This is a genomic window from Bradyrhizobium sediminis (assembly GCF_018736085.1).
Taxonomy (GTDB): Bacteria; Pseudomonadota; Alphaproteobacteria; order Rhizobiales; family Xanthobacteraceae; genus Bradyrhizobium; species Bradyrhizobium sediminis.
This window is the reverse complement of sequence record NZ_CP076134.1, coordinates 3,647,938-3,664,772: the sequence shown is the minus strand read 5'-3', so window position 1 is coordinate 3,664,772 and position 16,835 is coordinate 3,647,938. Positions and strand designations below refer to the sequence as shown.

The 16,835-nt window shown below is 64.5% G+C and carries 17 protein-coding genes; 13 read left to right on the top strand and 4 right to left on the bottom strand.

The genetic code is table 11. The features are described from left to right. Nucleotides 1-55 precede the first annotated feature (55 nt). The 6 genes from KMZ29_RS17755 to KMZ29_RS17730 all read left to right on the top strand — a co-directional run bounded on the left by KMZ29_RS17755 (nucleotide 56) and on the right by KMZ29_RS17730 (nucleotide 4,705). Entirely contained in the window at nucleotides 56-1,018 is a 963-nt protein-coding gene (locus KMZ29_RS17755) for a Bug family tripartite tricarboxylate transporter substrate binding protein (protein WP_215620438.1), read from the top strand. Then, nucleotides 1,015-1,494 carry a tripartite tricarboxylate transporter TctB family protein gene (locus tag KMZ29_RS17750; RefSeq protein ID WP_215620437.1) on the top strand — a complete coding sequence of 160 codons (480 nt, stop codon included), beginning with the start codon at nucleotides 1,015-1,017 and terminating at the stop codon, nucleotides 1,492-1,494. The genes KMZ29_RS17755 and KMZ29_RS17750 overlap by 4 nt, the downstream gene beginning before the upstream one ends. Then, nucleotides 1,494-3,017 carry a tripartite tricarboxylate transporter permease gene (locus KMZ29_RS17745; protein ID WP_215620436.1) on the top strand — a complete coding sequence of 508 codons (1,524 nt, stop codon included), beginning with the start codon at nucleotides 1,494-1,496 and terminating at the stop codon, nucleotides 3,015-3,017. The genes KMZ29_RS17750 and KMZ29_RS17745 overlap by 1 nt, the downstream gene beginning before the upstream one ends. 36 nt (nucleotides 3,018-3,053) lie before the next feature. Next, a complete protein-coding gene (locus tag KMZ29_RS17740) occupies nucleotides 3,054-3,863 on the top strand; it encodes an aspartate dehydrogenase (RefSeq protein WP_249779726.1) in 810 nt (269 codons plus the stop codon). 29 nt (nucleotides 3,864-3,892) lie between these two features. After that, nucleotides 3,893-4,276, top strand: coding sequence for a PilZ domain-containing protein (locus KMZ29_RS17735; RefSeq protein ID WP_215620434.1), 384 nt, complete (start codon nucleotides 3,893-3,895; stop codon nucleotides 4,274-4,276). 171 nt (nucleotides 4,277-4,447) lie between these two features. Then, a complete protein-coding gene (locus KMZ29_RS17730) occupies nucleotides 4,448-4,705 on the top strand; it encodes a hypothetical protein (RefSeq protein WP_215620433.1) in 258 nt (85 codons plus the stop codon). Between the two features lie 688 nt (nucleotides 4,706-5,393). On the opposite strand, the gene KMZ29_RS17725 is transcribed toward KMZ29_RS17730, so the two are convergent. Then, complete coding sequence (locus tag KMZ29_RS17725) at nucleotides 5,394-6,293, bottom strand: alpha/beta hydrolase family protein (protein ID WP_249779725.1); 900 nt, start codon at nucleotides 6,291-6,293, stop codon at nucleotides 5,394-5,396. A 271-nt stretch (nucleotides 6,294-6,564) separates the two neighbouring features. On the opposite strand from KMZ29_RS17725, the gene KMZ29_RS17720 reads away from it, so the two are divergent. The 3 genes from KMZ29_RS17720 to KMZ29_RS17710 are packed head-to-tail and all read left to right on the top strand — an operon-like array spanning nucleotide 6,565 to nucleotide 10,105. Further along, nucleotides 6,565-7,953: a class II 3-deoxy-7-phosphoheptulonate synthase gene (locus KMZ29_RS17720; protein WP_215620431.1), complete on the top strand. Its 1,389-nt coding sequence runs from the start codon at nucleotides 6,565-6,567 to the stop codon at nucleotides 7,951-7,953. A gap of 1 nt (nucleotide 7,954) precedes the next feature. Then, a complete protein-coding gene (locus KMZ29_RS17715; protein WP_215620430.1) occupies nucleotides 7,955-8,308 on the top strand; it encodes a diacylglycerol kinase in 354 nt (117 codons plus the stop codon). 45 nt (nucleotides 8,309-8,353) lie between these two features. Further along, nucleotides 8,354-10,105 (top strand): NAD+ synthase, encoded by a 1,752-nt coding sequence (locus KMZ29_RS17710; protein ID WP_215620429.1) that lies wholly within the window; start codon nucleotides 8,354-8,356, stop codon nucleotides 10,103-10,105. Nucleotides 10,106-10,127: 22 nt separating this feature from the next. Here the strand turns inward: KMZ29_RS17710 and KMZ29_RS17705 are convergent, their stop codons facing one another. Further along, complete coding sequence (locus KMZ29_RS17705) at nucleotides 10,128-11,261, bottom strand: DUF2865 domain-containing protein (RefSeq protein WP_215624323.1); 1,134 nt, start codon at nucleotides 11,259-11,261, stop codon at nucleotides 10,128-10,130. 155 nt (nucleotides 11,262-11,416) lie between these two features. Next, nucleotides 11,417-11,725 carry a hypothetical protein gene (locus tag KMZ29_RS17700; protein ID WP_215615752.1) on the bottom strand — a complete coding sequence of 103 codons (309 nt, stop codon included), beginning with the start codon at nucleotides 11,723-11,725 and terminating at the stop codon, nucleotides 11,417-11,419. 274 nt (nucleotides 11,726-11,999) lie between these two features. Here KMZ29_RS17700 and cysS point away from each other — a divergent pair, with 274 nt between their 5' ends. From cysS to KMZ29_RS17680, 4 genes are all read left to right on the top strand, one after another. Beyond that, nucleotides 12,000-13,403, top strand: coding sequence for a cysteine--tRNA ligase (gene cysS, locus KMZ29_RS17695; protein WP_215620428.1), 1,404 nt, complete (start codon nucleotides 12,000-12,002; stop codon nucleotides 13,401-13,403). A gap of 118 nt (nucleotides 13,404-13,521) precedes the next feature. Continuing rightward, complete coding sequence (locus tag KMZ29_RS17690; RefSeq protein WP_215620427.1) at nucleotides 13,522-14,034, top strand: GNAT family N-acetyltransferase; 513 nt, start codon at nucleotides 13,522-13,524, stop codon at nucleotides 14,032-14,034. Then, complete coding sequence (gene cimA / locus KMZ29_RS17685; RefSeq protein WP_215620426.1) at nucleotides 14,031-15,629, top strand: citramalate synthase; 1,599 nt, start codon at nucleotides 14,031-14,033, stop codon at nucleotides 15,627-15,629. Before KMZ29_RS17690 ends, cimA begins: the two co-directional genes overlap by 4 nt. 117 nt (nucleotides 15,630-15,746) lie before the next feature. Then, nucleotides 15,747-16,133 (top strand): VOC family protein, encoded by a 387-nt coding sequence (locus KMZ29_RS17680; RefSeq protein WP_215620425.1) that lies wholly within the window; start codon nucleotides 15,747-15,749, stop codon nucleotides 16,131-16,133. A 3-nt stretch (nucleotides 16,134-16,136) separates the two neighbouring features. On the opposite strand, the gene KMZ29_RS17675 is transcribed toward KMZ29_RS17680, so the two are convergent. Then, nucleotides 16,137-16,742 (bottom strand): LOG family protein, encoded by a 606-nt coding sequence (locus KMZ29_RS17675; protein ID WP_215620424.1) that lies wholly within the window; start codon nucleotides 16,740-16,742, stop codon nucleotides 16,137-16,139. Nucleotides 16,743-16,835: the final 93 nt, after the last annotated feature.

Genomic DNA, 16,835 nt, shown 5'->3' with positions numbered 1-16,835 from the left:
GTTACTGTCCCGATCGAGAGCCTGAATGGCCCACGAAACGACGGGGAGATGACGGATGGCAAGATTGTCCGTGACGATGGCCGGCGCTGCCGCGCTGATCGGTGTGCTGGCTGCTCTATCGGCACCCGCCATGGCGCAATATCCCGACCGCCCCATCAAGATGATCGTGCCATGGGCCGCCGGCGGCGACACCGACAACATCTTCCGGCCATTCGCCGTCGAATTGCAGAAGCACATCGGCCAGCCCGTGGTGATCGCCAATGTCGGCGGCGCCTCCGGCACCGTCGGCGCACGCGAGGCCAAGAACGCGGCACCCGACGGCTATACGGTCTACGCGGTGCACGACTATATCCATCTGACGTTCTATGCCGGCATCAGCGACGTCAAATACAGCGACTTCGAGCCGGTCTGCCTGGTCGCGGCGACGCCCTCGGTGCTGACCGCAAGCGCCAAGACGCCCTGGAGGAACTGGCAGGAGCTCGCCGCCGACGCCAAGAAGCGGCCGGGCGAGATCACGGTCGGCGCCACGCTCGGCTCGACCAGCCATATCTTCCCGGCCTTGATCGAGAAGCAGGCCGGCCTGAAGTTCAAATTCGTGTCCTATGACGGCCTCGCGCCGCGGATGAATGCGCTGCTCGGCGGCCACATCAACCTCACCGATTCCAACCTGACGCAGAAGGGCAAGGTCGAAGCCGGGCTGCTGCGCTTCATCGCGATCGCCAGTGAGAAGCGCGATCCGGAATCGCCCGACGTGCCGACGCTCAAGGAGCTCGGCATGAACATCGTGTTCGAAGTGGTGCGCGGCCTCGTGGTCCCCAAGGGGACGCCCGCGCCGGTGCGCGCCAAGCTCGAGGAGGGCTGCACCAAGGCGACCAAGGAGCCGGGCTTCGCCCAGGCGATGAAGGTGCAGGGCACCCGCGTGGCGTTCCTCAATGCCAATGACTATGGCAAGTTTCTCGCCAAGATCGACGACGAGAACAAGGCCATCATGACCGATCTCGGCCTGATCAAGAAATGAGCATCGGCCGCGATGGAATTGCTGGGCTGATCCTGCTCGCGATCAGCCTGGTCCTCCTGGTCCAGTCGTTCCAGTTGCCGTCCCTTCCCATCGTTCCGGTCGGGCCGGGCTTTTACCCGGCCATCGTGCTGTCCTTCATGGCGGCCGGGAGCGCGCTGTTGGTGTTGCAGGACCTCTTGAGCCACCGCGCGCCGGTCGTTGCCACAGCGCCCGACACACCCAGGCGAAATTATCGCCTGGTGGTGATCGCATTCGCGATCGTCGGCTTCTATGTGGCGCTGCTGCCGCTCTTGGGATTTCGCGTCGCCACGGCGTTGTTCGTTGGCGCGCTGCAGGCCGCATTGGGCCGGCCGCGAACGGCGCGGCAATGGGCGGTGCTCGCCGCGATCGCGCTCGGCACCGCCGCGGTGAGCTATTTCGTCTTCGAACGCTATTTGCTGGTGCTGCTGCCGCGCGGCGCGTGGACGGGTTTCTGATGCTCGATCTGCTCTGGCACGGCCTCGTCAATATCGCCCAGTGGAAATACCTGTTGCCGCTGTTTGCCGGCACGTTCATCGGCGTGATCGGCGGCTCGCTGCCGGGCGTCACCATCACCATGACGGTCATCGTGGTGCTGCCGTTCACCTACGGGCTCGATCCGCTGGCGGGCCTTGCGGCGATGACCGGCGTCTATGTCGGCGGCTCGACCGGCGGCCTCATCGCCTGCTGCCTGCTCGGCATCCCCGGCTCGCCGGCGTCGATCGCCACCACCTTCGACGGCTTTCCGATGTCGCGCAACGGCGAGCCGGGCCGCGCCATCTGGCTCGGCGTCTGGGCATCGGTCTGGGGCGGACTGCTCGGCGCCCTGTTCCTGGTGTTCCTCACCGGGCCGCTGGCGGCGATCGCGCTGGAATTCGGGCCGTGGGAATATTTCTCGCTGTTCGTGCTCGCCATGGCGATGGTGGCGGGGCTCACCGAATCCTCGCTGCTGAAGGGACTGATCTCGACTGCCTTCGGGCTGTTGATCACGCTGGTCGGCCACGACCCGATCGGCAGCGTGCCGCGCTTCACCTTCGGCTCGGAGTTCATCGGCGGCGGCTTTCCGTTCCTGCCGGTGCTGATCGGAATTTTCGCCTTCGCGCAGATCATGACCGATCTGGAGAAGCTCAATCTGCCGCACGGCCATGCGCCGGAATCGCTGGCCGGGATCAGGCTCGAGCGCTTCTCGCATCTCAAGGTCAACCTCGAAATCTTCAGGCAGCCGTTCCTGCTGGCGTGGGCGACGATCGTCGGGCTGATCATCGGCATCCTGCCGGCCATCGGCGGCAGCGCCTCGAGCGTGATGGCCTATGACCAGGCCAAAAAATTCTCGAAGACGCCGGAGCGTTTCGGCAAGGGCCACCCCGAGGGCATCATCGCCTCGGAAGCCTCCAACAACGCCAATGTCAGCGGCTCGCTGATGACCATCATGGCATTCGGCATTCCCGGTGACGCCGTCACCGCCGTGATGCTCGGCGCGATGACGATCCACGGCATTCAGTCGGGACCGCTGTTCATCTCGCAGAACCCCGACCTCGCCTATGGCATCTACGCGGCCTACATCCTGGCGCACCCCTGCATGCTCCTGATCTGCGTCGCGCTGATGCCGCTGATGCTGCGCGTGACCTCGGTGCGGATGGCGGTGCTGGCGCCGGTCGTGCTGGTGCTCTGCGTCGTCGGCGCCTACGCGCTCAACAACACCATGCAGAGCGTCTACGTGCTGCTGCTGTTCGGCGTCGTCGGCTACGTCCTGGTCAAGCTCGGTTTTCCGCTCGCGCCCCTGATCCTGGGCCTCATTCTCGGCGACCAGATCGAGATCAACCTGGTGCGCGCGATCATGACCGACGCCGATCCCTGGCTGTTCCTGACCCGGCCGATTTCCGGCGGGCTGTTGCTGGCGGCGGCGGCCTCGGTCGTGGCGGCGATATGGCAGCATATGCGCCACCAGAACCGGGTCATCGAGGAAGAGCCGGATTTCTGAACCGAAAGCAGCCCGATGGCGAATGTAGAGAAAAGCATGCGGCCTGACCTGCGCATTGCGGTTGTCGGGCTCGGGGCCATCGGAACCCGGGTCGTGGAGGCGCTGGACCGGGGCATCGATGGATTGGTGCTGACCGCGGTGTCGGTGCAGAACCCCGAAAAGCATCGCAGCCGGCTTGCCGGTTTGACGAGACCGCCTGCCGTCCTGCCGATCGAGGCGCTCGTCGATGTCGCCGACATCGTCATCGAATGCGCCCCAAGCAGGCTCGTCCGCTCGATCGTCGCGCCGTTTGTAACCAACGGAAAGACCGCGGTCGTGCTCAGTGCCGGCGCGCTGCTCGACCACGAAGACCTCATTGAATTGGCGAAACAGAACGGCGGCCAGATCGTGGTGCCCACCGGCGCGCTGATCGGCCTCGACGCCGTGACCGCTGCAGCGGTCGGGAAAATCCATTCGGTCCGGATGGTAACCCGGAAGCCGGTCCGCGGGCTCGCCGGCGCTCCCTATATCGTCGAAAACAACATCGACATCGAACGAATTACCGAACCGCTCAAGATATTCGACGGTACGGCACGCGAGGCGGCGAAAGGATTTCCGGCAAATGTAAATGTCGCCGCTGCACTGTCGCTCGCCGGGATCGGTCCCGATCGAACCACCATCGAGATCTGGGCGGATCCCGCCGTGACGCGCAACATGCACCGCATCGACGTGGATTCCGATTCCGCCCGCTTTTCCATGTCGATCGAAAATATCCCGTCAGAGAACCCGAAGACGGGTCTCATCACCGCGCTGTCCGTCATTGCCTGCCTTCGCAAGCTGCGCGCACCGCTTCGCGTCGGGACGTGAACGAGGCGGGGCGGGGGGAGGGGCTGCGGATGGCTCCGCGCGCCCAAGCCGATAAATTGCAAGGCAATGCGCTAACCGAAGCTTTACGGGATCGCCTTCAGGCTGATGGCTCGCTAGTTCAACCACGGATGGTGGTCGTCATGACTGCTGATGGGCCAAGGCTGAAGATACAGCGCGAACCGCGGCGGCAGGTGGACAAGCAGCCAGCCTGGTTTACGGTCGACGACGGTATGACGAGGCGCACATGCTTCGTGCTGGACGTCTCGCCGGGCGGCGCCAAAATCGTGACGGATCAGGTGATCGACGTCAGGGACCGGTTCAAACTGGCGCTGGTGCCGGATCATCCGAAGCGCCAGCCCTGCGAAGTGGTTTGGCGTCGCGGCAAGACCTACGGCCTGAAATTCATTCCCTGATCTCGGTGGAGCTTGTCCGCCATAGCGCACAGCCCGCCATGGGCTTCCAGCCGGACTGACCCGGCTTCCGCCTCCGTGCGGCCGGCCTCGCGAACGGATTTTTCAGCCGCGCCGGGAACTTCGGCTTGCTCGCGGCGTTGTCGCTCAAGACCTACTTTAGGCGAGCTTCCCATGAACGAGCGGGAGCTTTTTCGGCACGTGGCGCTTCACTTCGGGATGGGAGCGACCTTGGGCGCTCTTTTCATGACGTCGCTCCTTGTCCTGAACGTCCAGAGCATCTCGGATGTCGTGCTGCGCAGTACGAGCCCGATCACGGCCACGATCGTTCTGGTGATCGGCGCTTCCATGTATTTTGCATTTGGCGCGGCCATTACCGGATTCTATTTTATGATCATGGATGAAGATTATCCGAAGGGCGGCCGTCGTTGACGTCCGATGCGAGACCGTCGGGGAGTTACCATGAAGCGGCCGCTTACGCCGCGAGCGCAGCCCTTCTCACCGCTTGCGGCAATGCGATCGTGCGGAAGAATGCCTTGGGATAGAGGTAATCCTCGCCGGATTTATCGACAATCCGCAACTAGTCATGCTTCTCGGCTGTCGCGTAGCGCGACGTAGATTTTGCGGACACAAGAGCACGAAATAAGCCGTTAAAGCCATTGCGTGCGGGAATGCCGGGTGTTCCGGCGTATTCGTGGTGACTAACGCGTTGCTTTTTTCTGCACACGCGGCTGCGGGTGCGCGGGCGCCCGGGATTCCCCACGCCCTCACGGGGCGGAAAATTCTTCAAAGCTTCGGGCGCCATGCGCCGCGGGAGGCAAACGCGTGTCTGGAGCTTGCCGCCGCCATTGCGAGCGACTTGTCCGCCGAAGTTCAACGAGCGAAGGCGGAAGCGAAGCGATCCACTCTTTTTTCCTTGCGCGGTGAAATGGATTGCTTCGTTGCGGAGCTCCTCGCAATGACGGTCTGCAACCACAATCACCCCCGTCGTCCCGGCCTTGAGCCGGGCACCATCACCACAGGACGTGATATTGTGCTCGGCTGGAGCGGCAGTCTTTCTAAAAATGAGCAACGGTGGTTATGGATCCCTGCTTGCGCAGGGACGACGGAGAGGGTGCGTTTACGCCTGAATCCATTCCGCCGCCCCGCGCCACAGCGTGTCGCGGTGCTCGGGGCGGAAGAAGCCGAAATGGCCGATCTTCGCGGCGCCGATATCGGCGGGCTTGATGGTCAGGATCTCGGGCTCGATGGCGGAAAATCCCGAGCTCAGCAGGCCGACCGCCGGCCGCGTCGCCCAGGGATCGTCGGAGAAACACAGCGCGCGCAGCGCGCCCTTGTAGTTGGCGAAATTCGACAGGCCCGGCAGCTTCGGATCGGTGAACAGATAGCGCTCGCTCATGACCCAGGAGGCCCATTGCTCGAACACACCTCTCGGCAGGTCTTCGCCGAGCCCGGTCCAGCCGGGCGCGTAGCCCATCATCCGGGTGAGGGGGAGGCCGACGAATTTCAGCATGGCATAGACGCGGTAATTCTCCGGCAGGGCCATCAGTTTCCAGTAGCCGGCCTGCGCTGCGATGAAGAGCGCGCGCGAGACCTCGGTGTTGTTGGAGAGCAGCCCCAGCGCCTGGCCGCCGAAGGAATGGCCGACGAAGTTGAGCGGCAGGGCCTTGTAGCGCTCGCGCATCCAGACCACCGCAGCGGTGACGTCCTTGCCGGCCCAGTCCGACATCGTGGCGTTGAAGCCGGCCAACGACTTGGTCTGGTTGTAGCCGACCATGGCCTTCTGCCTGCTGTCGCCGATGCCGCGGTAGTCGTAGGTCAAGACCGCGCAGCCGCGGCGCGCCAGATAGCCGGCGAACCGCCGGTAGACCTTGCGCGGGGTCGCGGTGGCCGAATTGATCAGCACCGCATGGCTCTTTGCGCCGCGCGGCAGAAACAGTGTCGCCCCAAGCAGGTACCCGTCGGTAGCAGGGAAGGTGATATCGTCGATGAAGACGTCGTCCAGCGCAGCCTCAGCCAACCCCTGTTTCCTCTCGGCCTTCGTGAGTGCGCCCAGCAAATGCGAATTCGGCTTTTGCCGCAAGGGGTTGTCTGGAGAACTTGAATTCGAGGTGGACGATCCGGAAAAGCGGTCCGGTTTCCCGCGAAAAGATCGTGCCCGAACAAAAGGATAGGGCGCGATGGCTGTCATCGAAGGTGATCGCGCTCTGGCGGTTCTTCAACAGCCTGTGTATAACCCGGCCCTTCGGCTACCTGCCATAAGTAGCGGTTTTTGCTCAGGAGTTAACGTCATGTCCGAGCGGTGGACACCCGATAGCTGGCGCGCCAAGCCGTCGCTGCAGATCCCCGAATATCCCGACGCCAAGGCGTTGGCCGATGTCGAGGCGCAGCTCGCCACGTTTCCGCCGCTGGTCTTTGCCGGTGAGGCCCGCAACCTGAAAAAGGCGCTCGGGCGCGTCGCCAAAGGCGAGGCGTTCCTGCTGCAGGGCGGCGACTGCGCCGAGAGCTTTGCCGAACACGGCGCCAACAACATCCGCGACTTCTTCCGTGTGCTGCTGCAGATGGCGGTGGTTTTGACCTATGCCGGCGCGCTGCCGGTGGTGAAGGTCGGCCGCATCGCCGGCCAGTTCGCCAAGCCCCGTTCGTCGCCGACCGAAAAGATCGACGGCGTCGAGCTGCCGAGCTACCGCGGCGACATCGTCAACGACATCGCCTTCACGCGGGAGGCGCGCACCCCCGATCCGCAGCGCCAGTTGATGGCCTACCGCCAGTCGGCGGCGACCTTGAACCTGCTGCGGGCGTTTGCCACCGGCGGTTTTGCCAACCTCGGCAGCGTGCATCAGTGGATGCTGGGCTTCCTCAAGGATTCCCCGCAGTCGCGGCGGTACAAGGAACTGGCCGACCGCATCTCGGACGCGCTGAACTTCATGCGCGCCTGCGGCCTCGATCTGGAAAGCCACCCGGAGTTGCGCGCCACCGATTTCTACACCAGCCACGAGGCGCTGCTGCTCGGCTACGAGCAGGCCTTCACCCGGGTCGATTCCACCACCGGCGACTGGTACGCGACCTCGGGCCACATGATCTGGATCGGCGACCGCACCCGCCAGCTCGATCACGGCCATGTCGAATATTTCCGCGGCATCAAGAATCCGATCGGCCTGAAATGCGGCCCCTCGCTGAAGCCGGACGAGCTACTGAAGCTGATCGACGTCCTCAATCCGGAGAATGAAGCCGGACGGCTGACGCTGATCAACCGTTTCGGATCCGACAAGATCGGCGATCACCTGCCGGGGCTGATCCGCGCCGTGCAGCGCGAGGGCCGCGTCGTGGTGTGGTCGTGCGATCCGATGCACGGCAACACCATTTCCTCGACCTCAGGCTACAAGACCCGCCCCTTCGACCGGATCCTTTCGGAGGTGAAGTCGTTCTTCACCATCCACGCCGCCGAAGGGACGCACGCCGGCGGCGTCCATCTGGAAATGACCGGGCAGGACGTCACCGAATGCATCGGCGGCGCGCGGGCCATTACGCAAGAGGATCTCAGCGATCGCTATCACACCGTGTGCGATCCCCGCCTCAATGCCGAGCAGTCGATCGACATGGCCTTCCTGATCGCCGAACTGCTCAAGCAGGAACGCGCCGGCAAGGCGCAGCCGATGCCGGCCGCAGCGGGACTCTGATTTGCTGCGGTTCTGGCGGGCCACCATCAATACGCGCAACGGCCTCGCCTTTGCCATTCGCTCGGAGCAGGCGGTGCGCGAGGAGATCGCGGCCCTTGTGCTGGCTTTGCCGCTGGCGTGGCTGATCGGCGTCACCACCATGCGCAGCGTCGAACTGGTCGCCGCGGTCGCTATGGTGCTGGTGGTCGAGCTGCTCAACACCGCGATCGAGAAGCTCGCCGACCGGCTTACCACCGACCATGATCCGCAGATCGGGCGGGTCAAGGACATGGGCTCGGCGGCGGTCGGCGTCGCGCTGGTCATGGCCGGCCTGTTCTGGCTGTTTGCCATCGCCGAATGCATGGGCGTGATCTAAAAGCTTGCGATTGCAGTTTGGGCTTGTGCAGGGCACCATCACCAGATGACCGAACCTCAGTTCAAGATCACGCTGGCGCAGTTGGATCCGATCGTCGGTGACGTCGAGGGCAACGCCGCCAAGGCGCGCGCCGCCCGCGCGCGGGCGAAGGCCGACGGCGCCGACCTGCTGGTGCTGCCGGAACTGTTCATCTGCGGCTATCCGCCGGAAGACCTGGTCCTGAAGCCGGCGCTGCAGTCGGCCTGCCGCGCCGCCGTCGAGGCGCTGGCGCGCGAGACCGGCGATGGCGGCCCGGCGGTGCTGATCGGCAGCCCCTGGGTCGATGACGGCAAGCTCTATAATGCCTGCGCGCTGCTCGACGGCGGGCGCATCGCCGCCATCCGTTACAAGGCCAATTTGCCGAACTACGGCGTGTTCGACGAAAAGCGCCTGTTCGCGCGCGGCCCCGCCGCGGGGCCGGTGACGATCCGCGGCATCCGGGTCGGCGTTCCCATCTGCGAGGACATCTGGCTCGAGGAATCAGAAGACTACGAGAACGTCGTCGAATGTCTTGCCGAGACCGGCGCGGAAATCCTGGTGGTGCCGAACGGCTCGCCCTATGCCCGCGACAAGAACGATCTGCGGCTGTCGATCGCGGTCGCCCGCGTCACCGAAAGCGGGCTGCCGCTGGTCTATCTCAACCAGATCGGCGGACAGGACGAGCTGGTGTTCGACGGTGCCTCGTTCGCGCTGAACGGCGATCTGTCGGTCGCTGCGCAATTGCCGGCGTTCGAGGAGAACATCACGACCCTGCGCTGGCGCAAGACCGACGCCGGCTGGCGCTGCGACGGGCCGGTGGCGCCCGTCGTCGACGGCGACAAGGGCGATTATGCGGCCTGCGTGCTCGGCTTGCGCGATTACGTCGGCAAGAACGGGTTTCCCGGCGTGCTGCTCGGCGTCTCCGGCGGCATCGATTCGGCGCTGTGCGCGGCGATCGCGGTCGATGCGCTCGGTGCCGACCGGGTCCGCGGCGTGATGCTGCCGTTTCGTTTTACCGCGCAGGTGTCGCTCGACGACGCGGCGAAACTCTCGAAAGCGCTCGGCATCCGCTACGAGGTGTTCCCGATCGCGCCGGCGGTGAACGGCTTTGAGGAAATCCTGTCCAAAACCTTCGCCGGCCTGCCGCGCGACATCACCGAAGAGAATCTGCAGGCGCGCACCCGCGGCACGCTGCTGATGGCGATCTCCAACAAGACCGGCGCGATGGTGGTCACGACCGGCAACAAGTCGGAAATGTCGGTCGGCTACGCTACAATTTATGGCGACATGAACGGCGGCTTCAATCCGATCAAGGACATCTACAAGACCGAGGTGTTCCGGCTCTCCACTTTACGCAATTCATGGAAGCCCGACGGCGCGCTCGGCCCATCAGGCGAAGTGATCCCGGTCCACATCATCACCCGGCCGCCGACCGCGGAGCTGCGCGAAAACCAGACCGACCAGGATTCGCTGCCGCCCTACGACATGCTCGACGCGATCCTGGAGCGGCTGGTCGAGCGCGAGGAGCCGCTGGCTGACATCATTGCCGCCGGCTTCGACGCGGCCGTGGTGACGCGGATCGACCGCCTGCTCAATATTGCCGAATACAAGCGGCGGCAGGCGGCTCCTGGCGTCAAGGTCACGCAAAAGAATTTCGGCAGGGATCGCCGCTATCCCATCACCAACCGTTTTCGCGATACCGGCAAGGCGCTGCCGCAACCGGACGATACGCTGCTGTCGCGCGCGGCCCGCGGGTCGGCGGAAGTGTTCGAGGGTTAGGGCTGTCGCACAGGAAAAGGCCTTAACGCGCGGGGATGAAGGTCGGCCCCACCGAACGGATCGGCTTGTTGTCAGGGGTGGTGCCTGCCGTTGCCGCCGTGCTGGCCGCCGGTGCGGTGGCGGTCGTGGCTGCGGGGGCCGCACCCTTCTTGGCGTTGACCGCCTTCGGTGCAGGCGGCCGCGCCATCTTCTTCGCGCTCTCCTCGGTGACGATGATATCGCCCTGCTGTTCGGCGGCAGCCTTGTCATCGACGGCTTTCAGCGCGTCCGACCATGTCTGTCCGGCCGCCTTGCACGCGCAGGACGGATTGAACTCGGTGCGGTATTTGAACGCATTCGGCAGCGCCGAATAAGGCTGGCCGCTGATCGAGACGGCCTGGTTCATGTCTTCGCCGGGGTTGCGATAGGCAAACAGTGTCGCTTCCGTCGCCGGACACAGCGCCTTGCAGCTCTTCTCGTCATCCGGGAAGCGTGCCGGCACGGTGGCGAAGGAGACCGGGAAATAGGCGCCGTCGCAGGTGCGCACACAGACTGTGCGATAGGTTCCGGATTGCGGCCCGAGATCGCCGGGGGGCGCATTGAGATTGCCCCTGTCGCCGAACAGATTTTCGAGGAAATTGCCGCCGTTGCGGGCGGCTGCGGCATATTGCGGCCCGCAATTGTTCTGGGCGAGCGCCGTCAACACGGAGCGGCGCTGGTTCTCGCGCTCGGAGCCGCCGAAGCCGCCGCCGCGCAACCGCTCGAGGCTGGTCGTGATCTGGTCGAGATTGCCGCGCATCTGCTGGATCTTGTTGTTGACCGGACCGCATTGCGCCGACTGGCCGGAAAACAGCGAGAAAAATCCCGAACTGTCGCAGCCCATGCGCTTGGCCTGCGAGGTGACGCGGTCGAGTTCGTCCTGCTGCCTGGAAGCGGCATCCTGGTAGCGCCGGATCTGCTCTTCCTTGGCCGGATCGCCGCTGCCGCCGCCGCGGTCGATGCTCGCCAGTTGCGCTTCGAGCCGCGGGCACATCGGATTCACGGCAGCGCCGCCCTGCGAAGGCGGCGGCCCCGGATTCATCTGCGCGGAGGCGTCAACGCCGAGCGCGACCGCGCCGAGCAGCACGGCGCAGGCCAGAATCCGGCGGAAGAAGGGGGTAATCGGCGTTTCCAGCATATCCGGCCAATGAGAAGCTAAACCGCGCAGGCCGATAGCACCGAAAAGCGCGGCCAACGCGGCCTCACATACCTGCTTCTCGGGGCAGCGTCACGTCGTTTCCGGGGCGCCGGTGTGGCGGAACCGGCCTTCGATCCCGGCCGGGCGGGATGGCTTCAGCGCTGGCAGGTAATGGCGACGTATTCGTTGCAACCGGCATGGCTGCAGTTGCCGCCGGCTGCCTTCGGGATAGCCCCGGTTACTTCGTCGGGATCGACCCGCCGGTACGACACGGCCTGGGCGAAATCCCGCGACTGGCAATAGGAGCGGGCGGCATGGGCGCCGCATTTTTCGCCCTTGGCGAGGCACTGGTCGACGCCGTAGCCGTCCGCCTGGTTGGCGATGATGAAGACACGGCTGTCGGCCGATGCGGCCGTCGCGGCGAGCAGGGACAGACAGGTCAAGAGCGCTGACAGGGATCGCATGCTGCACCAAATGAATGAGAGGACCGCTCCCATTCGAATAAACCCAAAACGTTAAAAATGATTAACCATGGCGGGGCGGGCCGTTTGCCGGCCGAATCGGGCGTTTGCAAGGCCTTGACGGCGTCCCCCGGGCTGGCCCATGGTGTTTTCCATGAACGGTTTCCTCGCCATCTGCAGCATTTGCCGCGAGATTATGAGCTAGCGATTCGCTGGCTGAGGCCGTCTTTTCTCACACGAGATCACTGGACGCCCGGCCGCAAGGGACGGGATATCCATGCAATTGCGACTCTACGATACGTTGACCAGGGAAAAGCGGCCATTTGCGCCGCTCGATCCCAAGAACGTGCGCATGTATGTCTGCGGGCCGACGGTCTATGACTTCGCCCATATCGGAAATGCGCGTCCGGTCATCGTGTTCGACGTGCTGTTCCGGCTGCTGCGGCACGTCTATGGCGCCGGCCACGTCACCTATGTCCGCAACATCACCGACGTCGATGACAAGATCAACGATCGCGCGGCGAGGGATTTCCCCGGCCTGCCGCTGAACGAGGCGATCCGCAAGGTCACCGAGCAGACCGAAAAGCAGTTCCACGACGATGTCGATGCGCTGGGCTGCCTGCGCCCGACGGTCGAGCCGCGCGCCACTGAGCATATCGCGGAGATGCGCGACATCATCGAGCGGCTGGTGCTGGGCGGCTTTGCCTATGTCGCCGAGGACCACGTGCTGTTCTCGCCGCAGGCGATGAACGCTGCGAATTCGGTGCTGCCGCGCTACGGCGCGCTCGCCAACCGCTCACTGGACGAGATGATCGCCGGCGCTCGCGTCGATGTCGCGCCGTACAAGCGCGACGCCACCGACTTCGTGCTGTGGAAGCCGTCGAAGCCGGGCGAGCCGTCATGGCCGTCGCCGTCGGGCATCAGGACGCAGGGCCGCCCGGGCTGGCACATCGAGTGCTCGGCGATGGCGTGGAAGCATCTCGGCGAGCGGTTCGACATCCATGGCGGCGGCATCGATCTGGTGTTTCCGCATCACGAGAACGAGCTCGCGCAGAGCACTTGCGCCTTTCACGCCGACCGCATGGCCAATGTCTGGATGCACAACGGCTTCCTGCAGGTCGAAAGCGAGAAGATGTCGAAGAGCCTCGGCAACTTCATCACCATCAGGGAATCCCTGGCGGATTGGCCGGGCGAGGTGCTGCGCCTCAATATGTTGAAGACGCATTACCGCTCGCCGATCGACTGGACCTCGAAGAACCTCGAAGAGAGCGCGAAAACGCTCGATGACTGGTACGCCATTGCGGCCGACGTCAAATCCGACCGGCCGTCGGATGCCGTCATTGCAGCACTTTCGGACGATCTGAACACGCCGCAGATGATCGCCTCGCTGCACGGCCTGCGAAACGCGGCGGCATCCGGCAGCGAGCGCGACCGCGGCGAGTTCGCTGCGACGCTGCGGCTGCTCGGTTTCCTGTCCGAGAGCGCGGCCGAGTGGAAGGGCCGAAAGCAGCAGGCGAGCGGCGTCGACGCGAAACACATCGATGGCTTGATCTCCGATCGCGCCGCGGCGCGCGCGCGCAAGGATTTCAGGGAATCCGATCGTATCCGCGATGAATTGGCCGCCATGGGCGTCGTCATCAAGGATTCCAAAGAAGGTACCACCTGGGAGATCGCGCGATGACCAAACCCGATACGCCGTTTCCAAAGCACTGGCTCTATTATATCGCGCTGAAGATCCTGCTGATCGCCGGTGCGGTGGCGCTGGCCCTGAAACTGTACGGCATGTGGTGAATATTGCGATGGGACAGACGCTGCCCAAACCCGCGCTGCGGCCGTACCTTGCGGCCGATACGCCCGTGCTGGCGGCGATCTTCGCCGCTGCCATCGCCGAATTGACCGGCGATGACTACAGCGAGGCGCAGCAGCAAGCCTGGGCCAGCGCCGCCGAGGACGAAGCGCAATTCGGCAAGCGCCTGGCGGGTGCGCTCACGCTGGTCGCCACGCTGCAGGGTTCGCCGGTCGGCTTTGCCTCGCTGAAAGGCGCCGACCATATCGACATGCTCTATGTTCACCCGGGCGCGGTCGGGCAGGGCGTCGCCGCGACGCTGTGCGACGCGCTGGAAAAACTCGCCGGCAGCCGCGGCGTGACAAACCTGACCGTCGACGCCAGCGACAATGCGCTGGAATTCTTCGCCAGGCGCGGCTACGTCGCCAAGCAGCGCAACACCGTCACCGTCAATGGCGAGTGGCTGGCCAACACCACGATGCAGAAGACGCTTGCCCAGGCGGCTGCGCCGGGAGCTTCCACATGAGCCGCGAACGCCTCTATCTGTTCGACACCACGCTGCGCGACGGCGCGCAGACCAACGGCGTCGATTTCACGCTGCACGACAAGCAGATCATCGCGCAAATGCTCGACGAACTCGGCATCGACTATGTCGAGGGCGGCTATCCCGGCGCCAATCCGACCGACAGCGAATTCTTTGCCGCAAAGCCGAAGCTCGAACATGCGCAGTTCACGGCGTTCGGCATGACGCGGCGTCCGGGCCGTTCGGCCTCGAACGATCCGGGCCTGGCGGCGCTGATCGAGGCCAAGGCCGATGCGATCTGCTTTGTCGCAAAGTCCTCCGCCTATCAGGTGCGGGTGGCGCTCGAGACCACCAACGAGGAGAACCTCGCCTCGATCCGCGACAGCGTGCAGGCGGCGAAGTCGGCGGGCCGCGAGGTCATGCTCGACTGCGAGCATTTTTTCGACGGCTACAAGGAAAATCCGGATTTCGCGCTGGCCTGCGCCAAAGCGGCCTATGATTCCGGGGTGCGCTGGGTGGTGCTGTGCGACACCAATGGCGGCACCATGCCGCATGAGATCGAGACCGTCGTCGGCGAGGTGGTGAAACATATTCCGGGCGATCACGTCGGCATCCACGCCCATAACGACACCGAGCAGGCGGTGGCCAATTCGCTGGCCGCGGTGCGCGCCGGCGCGCGCCAGATCCAGGGCACGCTGAATGGGTTAGGGGAGCGCTGCGGCAACGCCAATCTGTGCTCGCTGATCCCGACGCTACGGCTGAAGCGCGAATTTTCCGATGCCTTCGAGATCGGCGTCACCGCGGACAAGATGGCGACGCTGATGAGGGTGTCGCGCACCCTCGACGACATGCTCAACCGGGCGCCGAACCGCCACGCGGCTTATGTCGGCGAAAGCGCCTTCGTCACCAAAGCCGGTATTCATGCCTCGGCGATGATGAAGGATCCGCATAGTTACGAGCATGTGTTGCCCGAATCGGTCGGCAATCATCGCAAGGTGCTGGTGTCCGACCAGGCCGGCCGCTCCAACGTCATGGCCGAGCTCGACCGCGCAGGCATCGCCTACGACAAGAGCGACCCGAAGCTGGCGCGCCTGGTCGAGGAACTGAAGGAGCGCGAAGCCGCCGGCTATGCCTACGAGTCCGCCGATGCCTCGTTCGAGCTGCTGGCGCGGCGCACGCTGGGCAAGGTGCCGGAATATTTCCGGGTCGAGCAGTTCGACGTCAATGTCGAGCAGCGCTACAACGCCAACGGCCAGCGCGTCACGGTGGCGATGGCGGTGGTGAAGGTCGACGTCGCCGGCGAACGGCTGATCTCGGCGGCCGAAGGCAACGGCCCCGTCAATGCCCTCGACGTGGCGCTGCGCAAGGATCTCGGTAAATACCAGAAATACATCGAAGGCCTGAAGCTGATCGACTATCGCGTGCGTATCCTCAATGGCGGCACGGAAGCGGTGACACGGGTGCTGATCGAGAGCGAGGACGAGCAGGGCGAGAGCTGGACCACGATCGGCGTGTCGCCCAATATCATCGATGCGTCGTTTCAGGCGCTGATGGATTCGGTCATTTACAAGCTGGTGAAGTCGGGCGCACCGGCGTGAGGATACTCACCGTCATTCCGGGGCGATGCGAAGCATCGGACCCGGAATCTCGAGATTCCGGGTCTGGTCCTGCGGACCATCCCGGAATGACGTGTCGATATTCGAGGATGCCTTCCAATGATCGACCACGTCTCCGTCGGCGTCCGCGATCTCGACCGCGCCGCGCGCTTCTATGAGGCGGCGCTGGCGCCGCTTGGCTTGTCGCGGCTGGTGACGCGGCCGAGGACGGTCGGTTTCGGCAAAGCCTATCCCGAATTCTGGATCAACCTGCGCGCCGGCATGGCGGAGGTAACGCCGGAAAGCGGCGTCCACATCTGTCTTCGGGCAAAGGCGACGGCCGATGTCGATGCGTTTCATGCGGCGGCACCTGGTGCAGGCGGCCGCTCCGACGGCGCGCCGGGGCTGCGCCCGCATGATCGTGTGAAATACTACGCGGCGTTCGTGATCGATCGCGACGGCAACCGCATCGAGGCGGTGACGTTTCCCAGGGACGAGGCCGGCTAGCTCCTAAAGCCGTCGCGCCAACTCAGGCGTCAGTGCCTCCGCAACGGCAGGCGCACGCGCCGCGGCGGCGCGCAGGCGCGGCAGGATATCCTCGACGCGTTCGGCCTTGAGGATATCGACCTGCAGGTTGGGGCGGATGAACTCCGTCTCGCGCATATGCGCGAGCAGCGCCAGCAGCGGTTCCCAGAAGCCGTCGATGTCGGCGAGCAGGATCGGCTTGTTGTGGCGGCCGAGTTGCTGCCAGGTCAGTTGTTCCACCAGTTCCTCCAGCGTGCCGACGCCCCCAGGCAGCGCCACGAACGCGTCGGAGTGCTCGAACATCAGCCGTTTGCGCTCGTGCATGTCGGGGGTGACGATCAGGTCCTGAACGCGCTTCAGCGCGTTTTCGCGGCCGGTGAGGAATTCCGGGATGATGCCGGTCACGGTGCCGCCGTGATCGAGTACGGATTTGGCCACGGCGCCCATCAGCCCGACCGAGCCGCCGCCATAAACGAGGCGGATGCCGTCCTTGGCGAGGGCCTTTCCGAATGCGATGGCGGCTTCGACAAAGCGGGGGTTTGTGCCGGGGCCGGAGCCGCAATAGACACAGACGGTTTTGATGATGCTCATATTGGGCATGTGGCACCGCAACGTAGGGGCGTCAAGGCGGGCTGATTCGCAAAGGCGATTGAATTGTCCCGCAAATCTGGGCAAATCGCGACA

What these genes read in the sequence shown, in the direction of transcription:
- KMZ29_RS17675 (WP_215620424.1), bottom strand. Translation starts at nt 16,742, where the DNA reads ATGAGCATCATCAAAACCGTCTGTGTCTATTGCGGCTCCGGCCCCGGC.
- KMZ29_RS17755 (WP_215620438.1), top strand. Translation starts at nt 56, where the DNA reads ATGGCAAGATTGTCCGTGACGATGGCCGGCGCTGCCGCGCTGATCGGT.
- KMZ29_RS17705 (WP_215624323.1), bottom strand. Translation starts at nt 11,261, where the DNA reads ATGCTGGAAACGCCGATTACCCCCTTCTTCCGCCGGATTCTGGCCTGC.
- KMZ29_RS17740 (WP_249779726.1), top strand. Translation starts at nt 3,054, where the DNA reads ATGCGGCCTGACCTGCGCATTGCGGTTGTCGGGCTCGGGGCCATCGGA.
- KMZ29_RS17730 (WP_215620433.1), top strand. Translation starts at nt 4,448, where the DNA reads ATGAACGAGCGGGAGCTTTTTCGGCACGTGGCGCTTCACTTCGGGATG.
- KMZ29_RS17720 (WP_215620431.1), top strand. Translation starts at nt 6,565, where the DNA reads ATGTCCGAGCGGTGGACACCCGATAGCTGGCGCGCCAAGCCGTCGCTG.
- KMZ29_RS17680 (WP_215620425.1), top strand. Translation starts at nt 15,747, where the DNA reads ATGATCGACCACGTCTCCGTCGGCGTCCGCGATCTCGACCGCGCCGCG.
- KMZ29_RS17700 (WP_215615752.1), bottom strand. Translation starts at nt 11,725, where the DNA reads ATGCGATCCCTGTCAGCGCTCTTGACCTGTCTGTCCCTGCTCGCCGCG.
- cimA (WP_215620426.1), top strand. Translation starts at nt 14,031, where the DNA reads ATGAGCCGCGAACGCCTCTATCTGTTCGACACCACGCTGCGCGACGGC.
- cysS (WP_215620428.1), top strand. Translation starts at nt 12,000, where the DNA reads ATGCAATTGCGACTCTACGATACGTTGACCAGGGAAAAGCGGCCATTT.
- KMZ29_RS17750 (WP_215620437.1), top strand. Translation starts at nt 1,015, where the DNA reads ATGAGCATCGGCCGCGATGGAATTGCTGGGCTGATCCTGCTCGCGATC.
- KMZ29_RS17690 (WP_215620427.1), top strand. Translation starts at nt 13,522, where the DNA reads ATGGGACAGACGCTGCCCAAACCCGCGCTGCGGCCGTACCTTGCGGCC.
- KMZ29_RS17735 (WP_215620434.1), top strand. Translation starts at nt 3,893, where the DNA reads ATGGCTCCGCGCGCCCAAGCCGATAAATTGCAAGGCAATGCGCTAACC.
- KMZ29_RS17710 (WP_215620429.1), top strand. Translation starts at nt 8,354, where the DNA reads ATGACCGAACCTCAGTTCAAGATCACGCTGGCGCAGTTGGATCCGATC.
- KMZ29_RS17745 (WP_215620436.1), top strand. Translation starts at nt 1,494, where the DNA reads ATGCTCGATCTGCTCTGGCACGGCCTCGTCAATATCGCCCAGTGGAAA.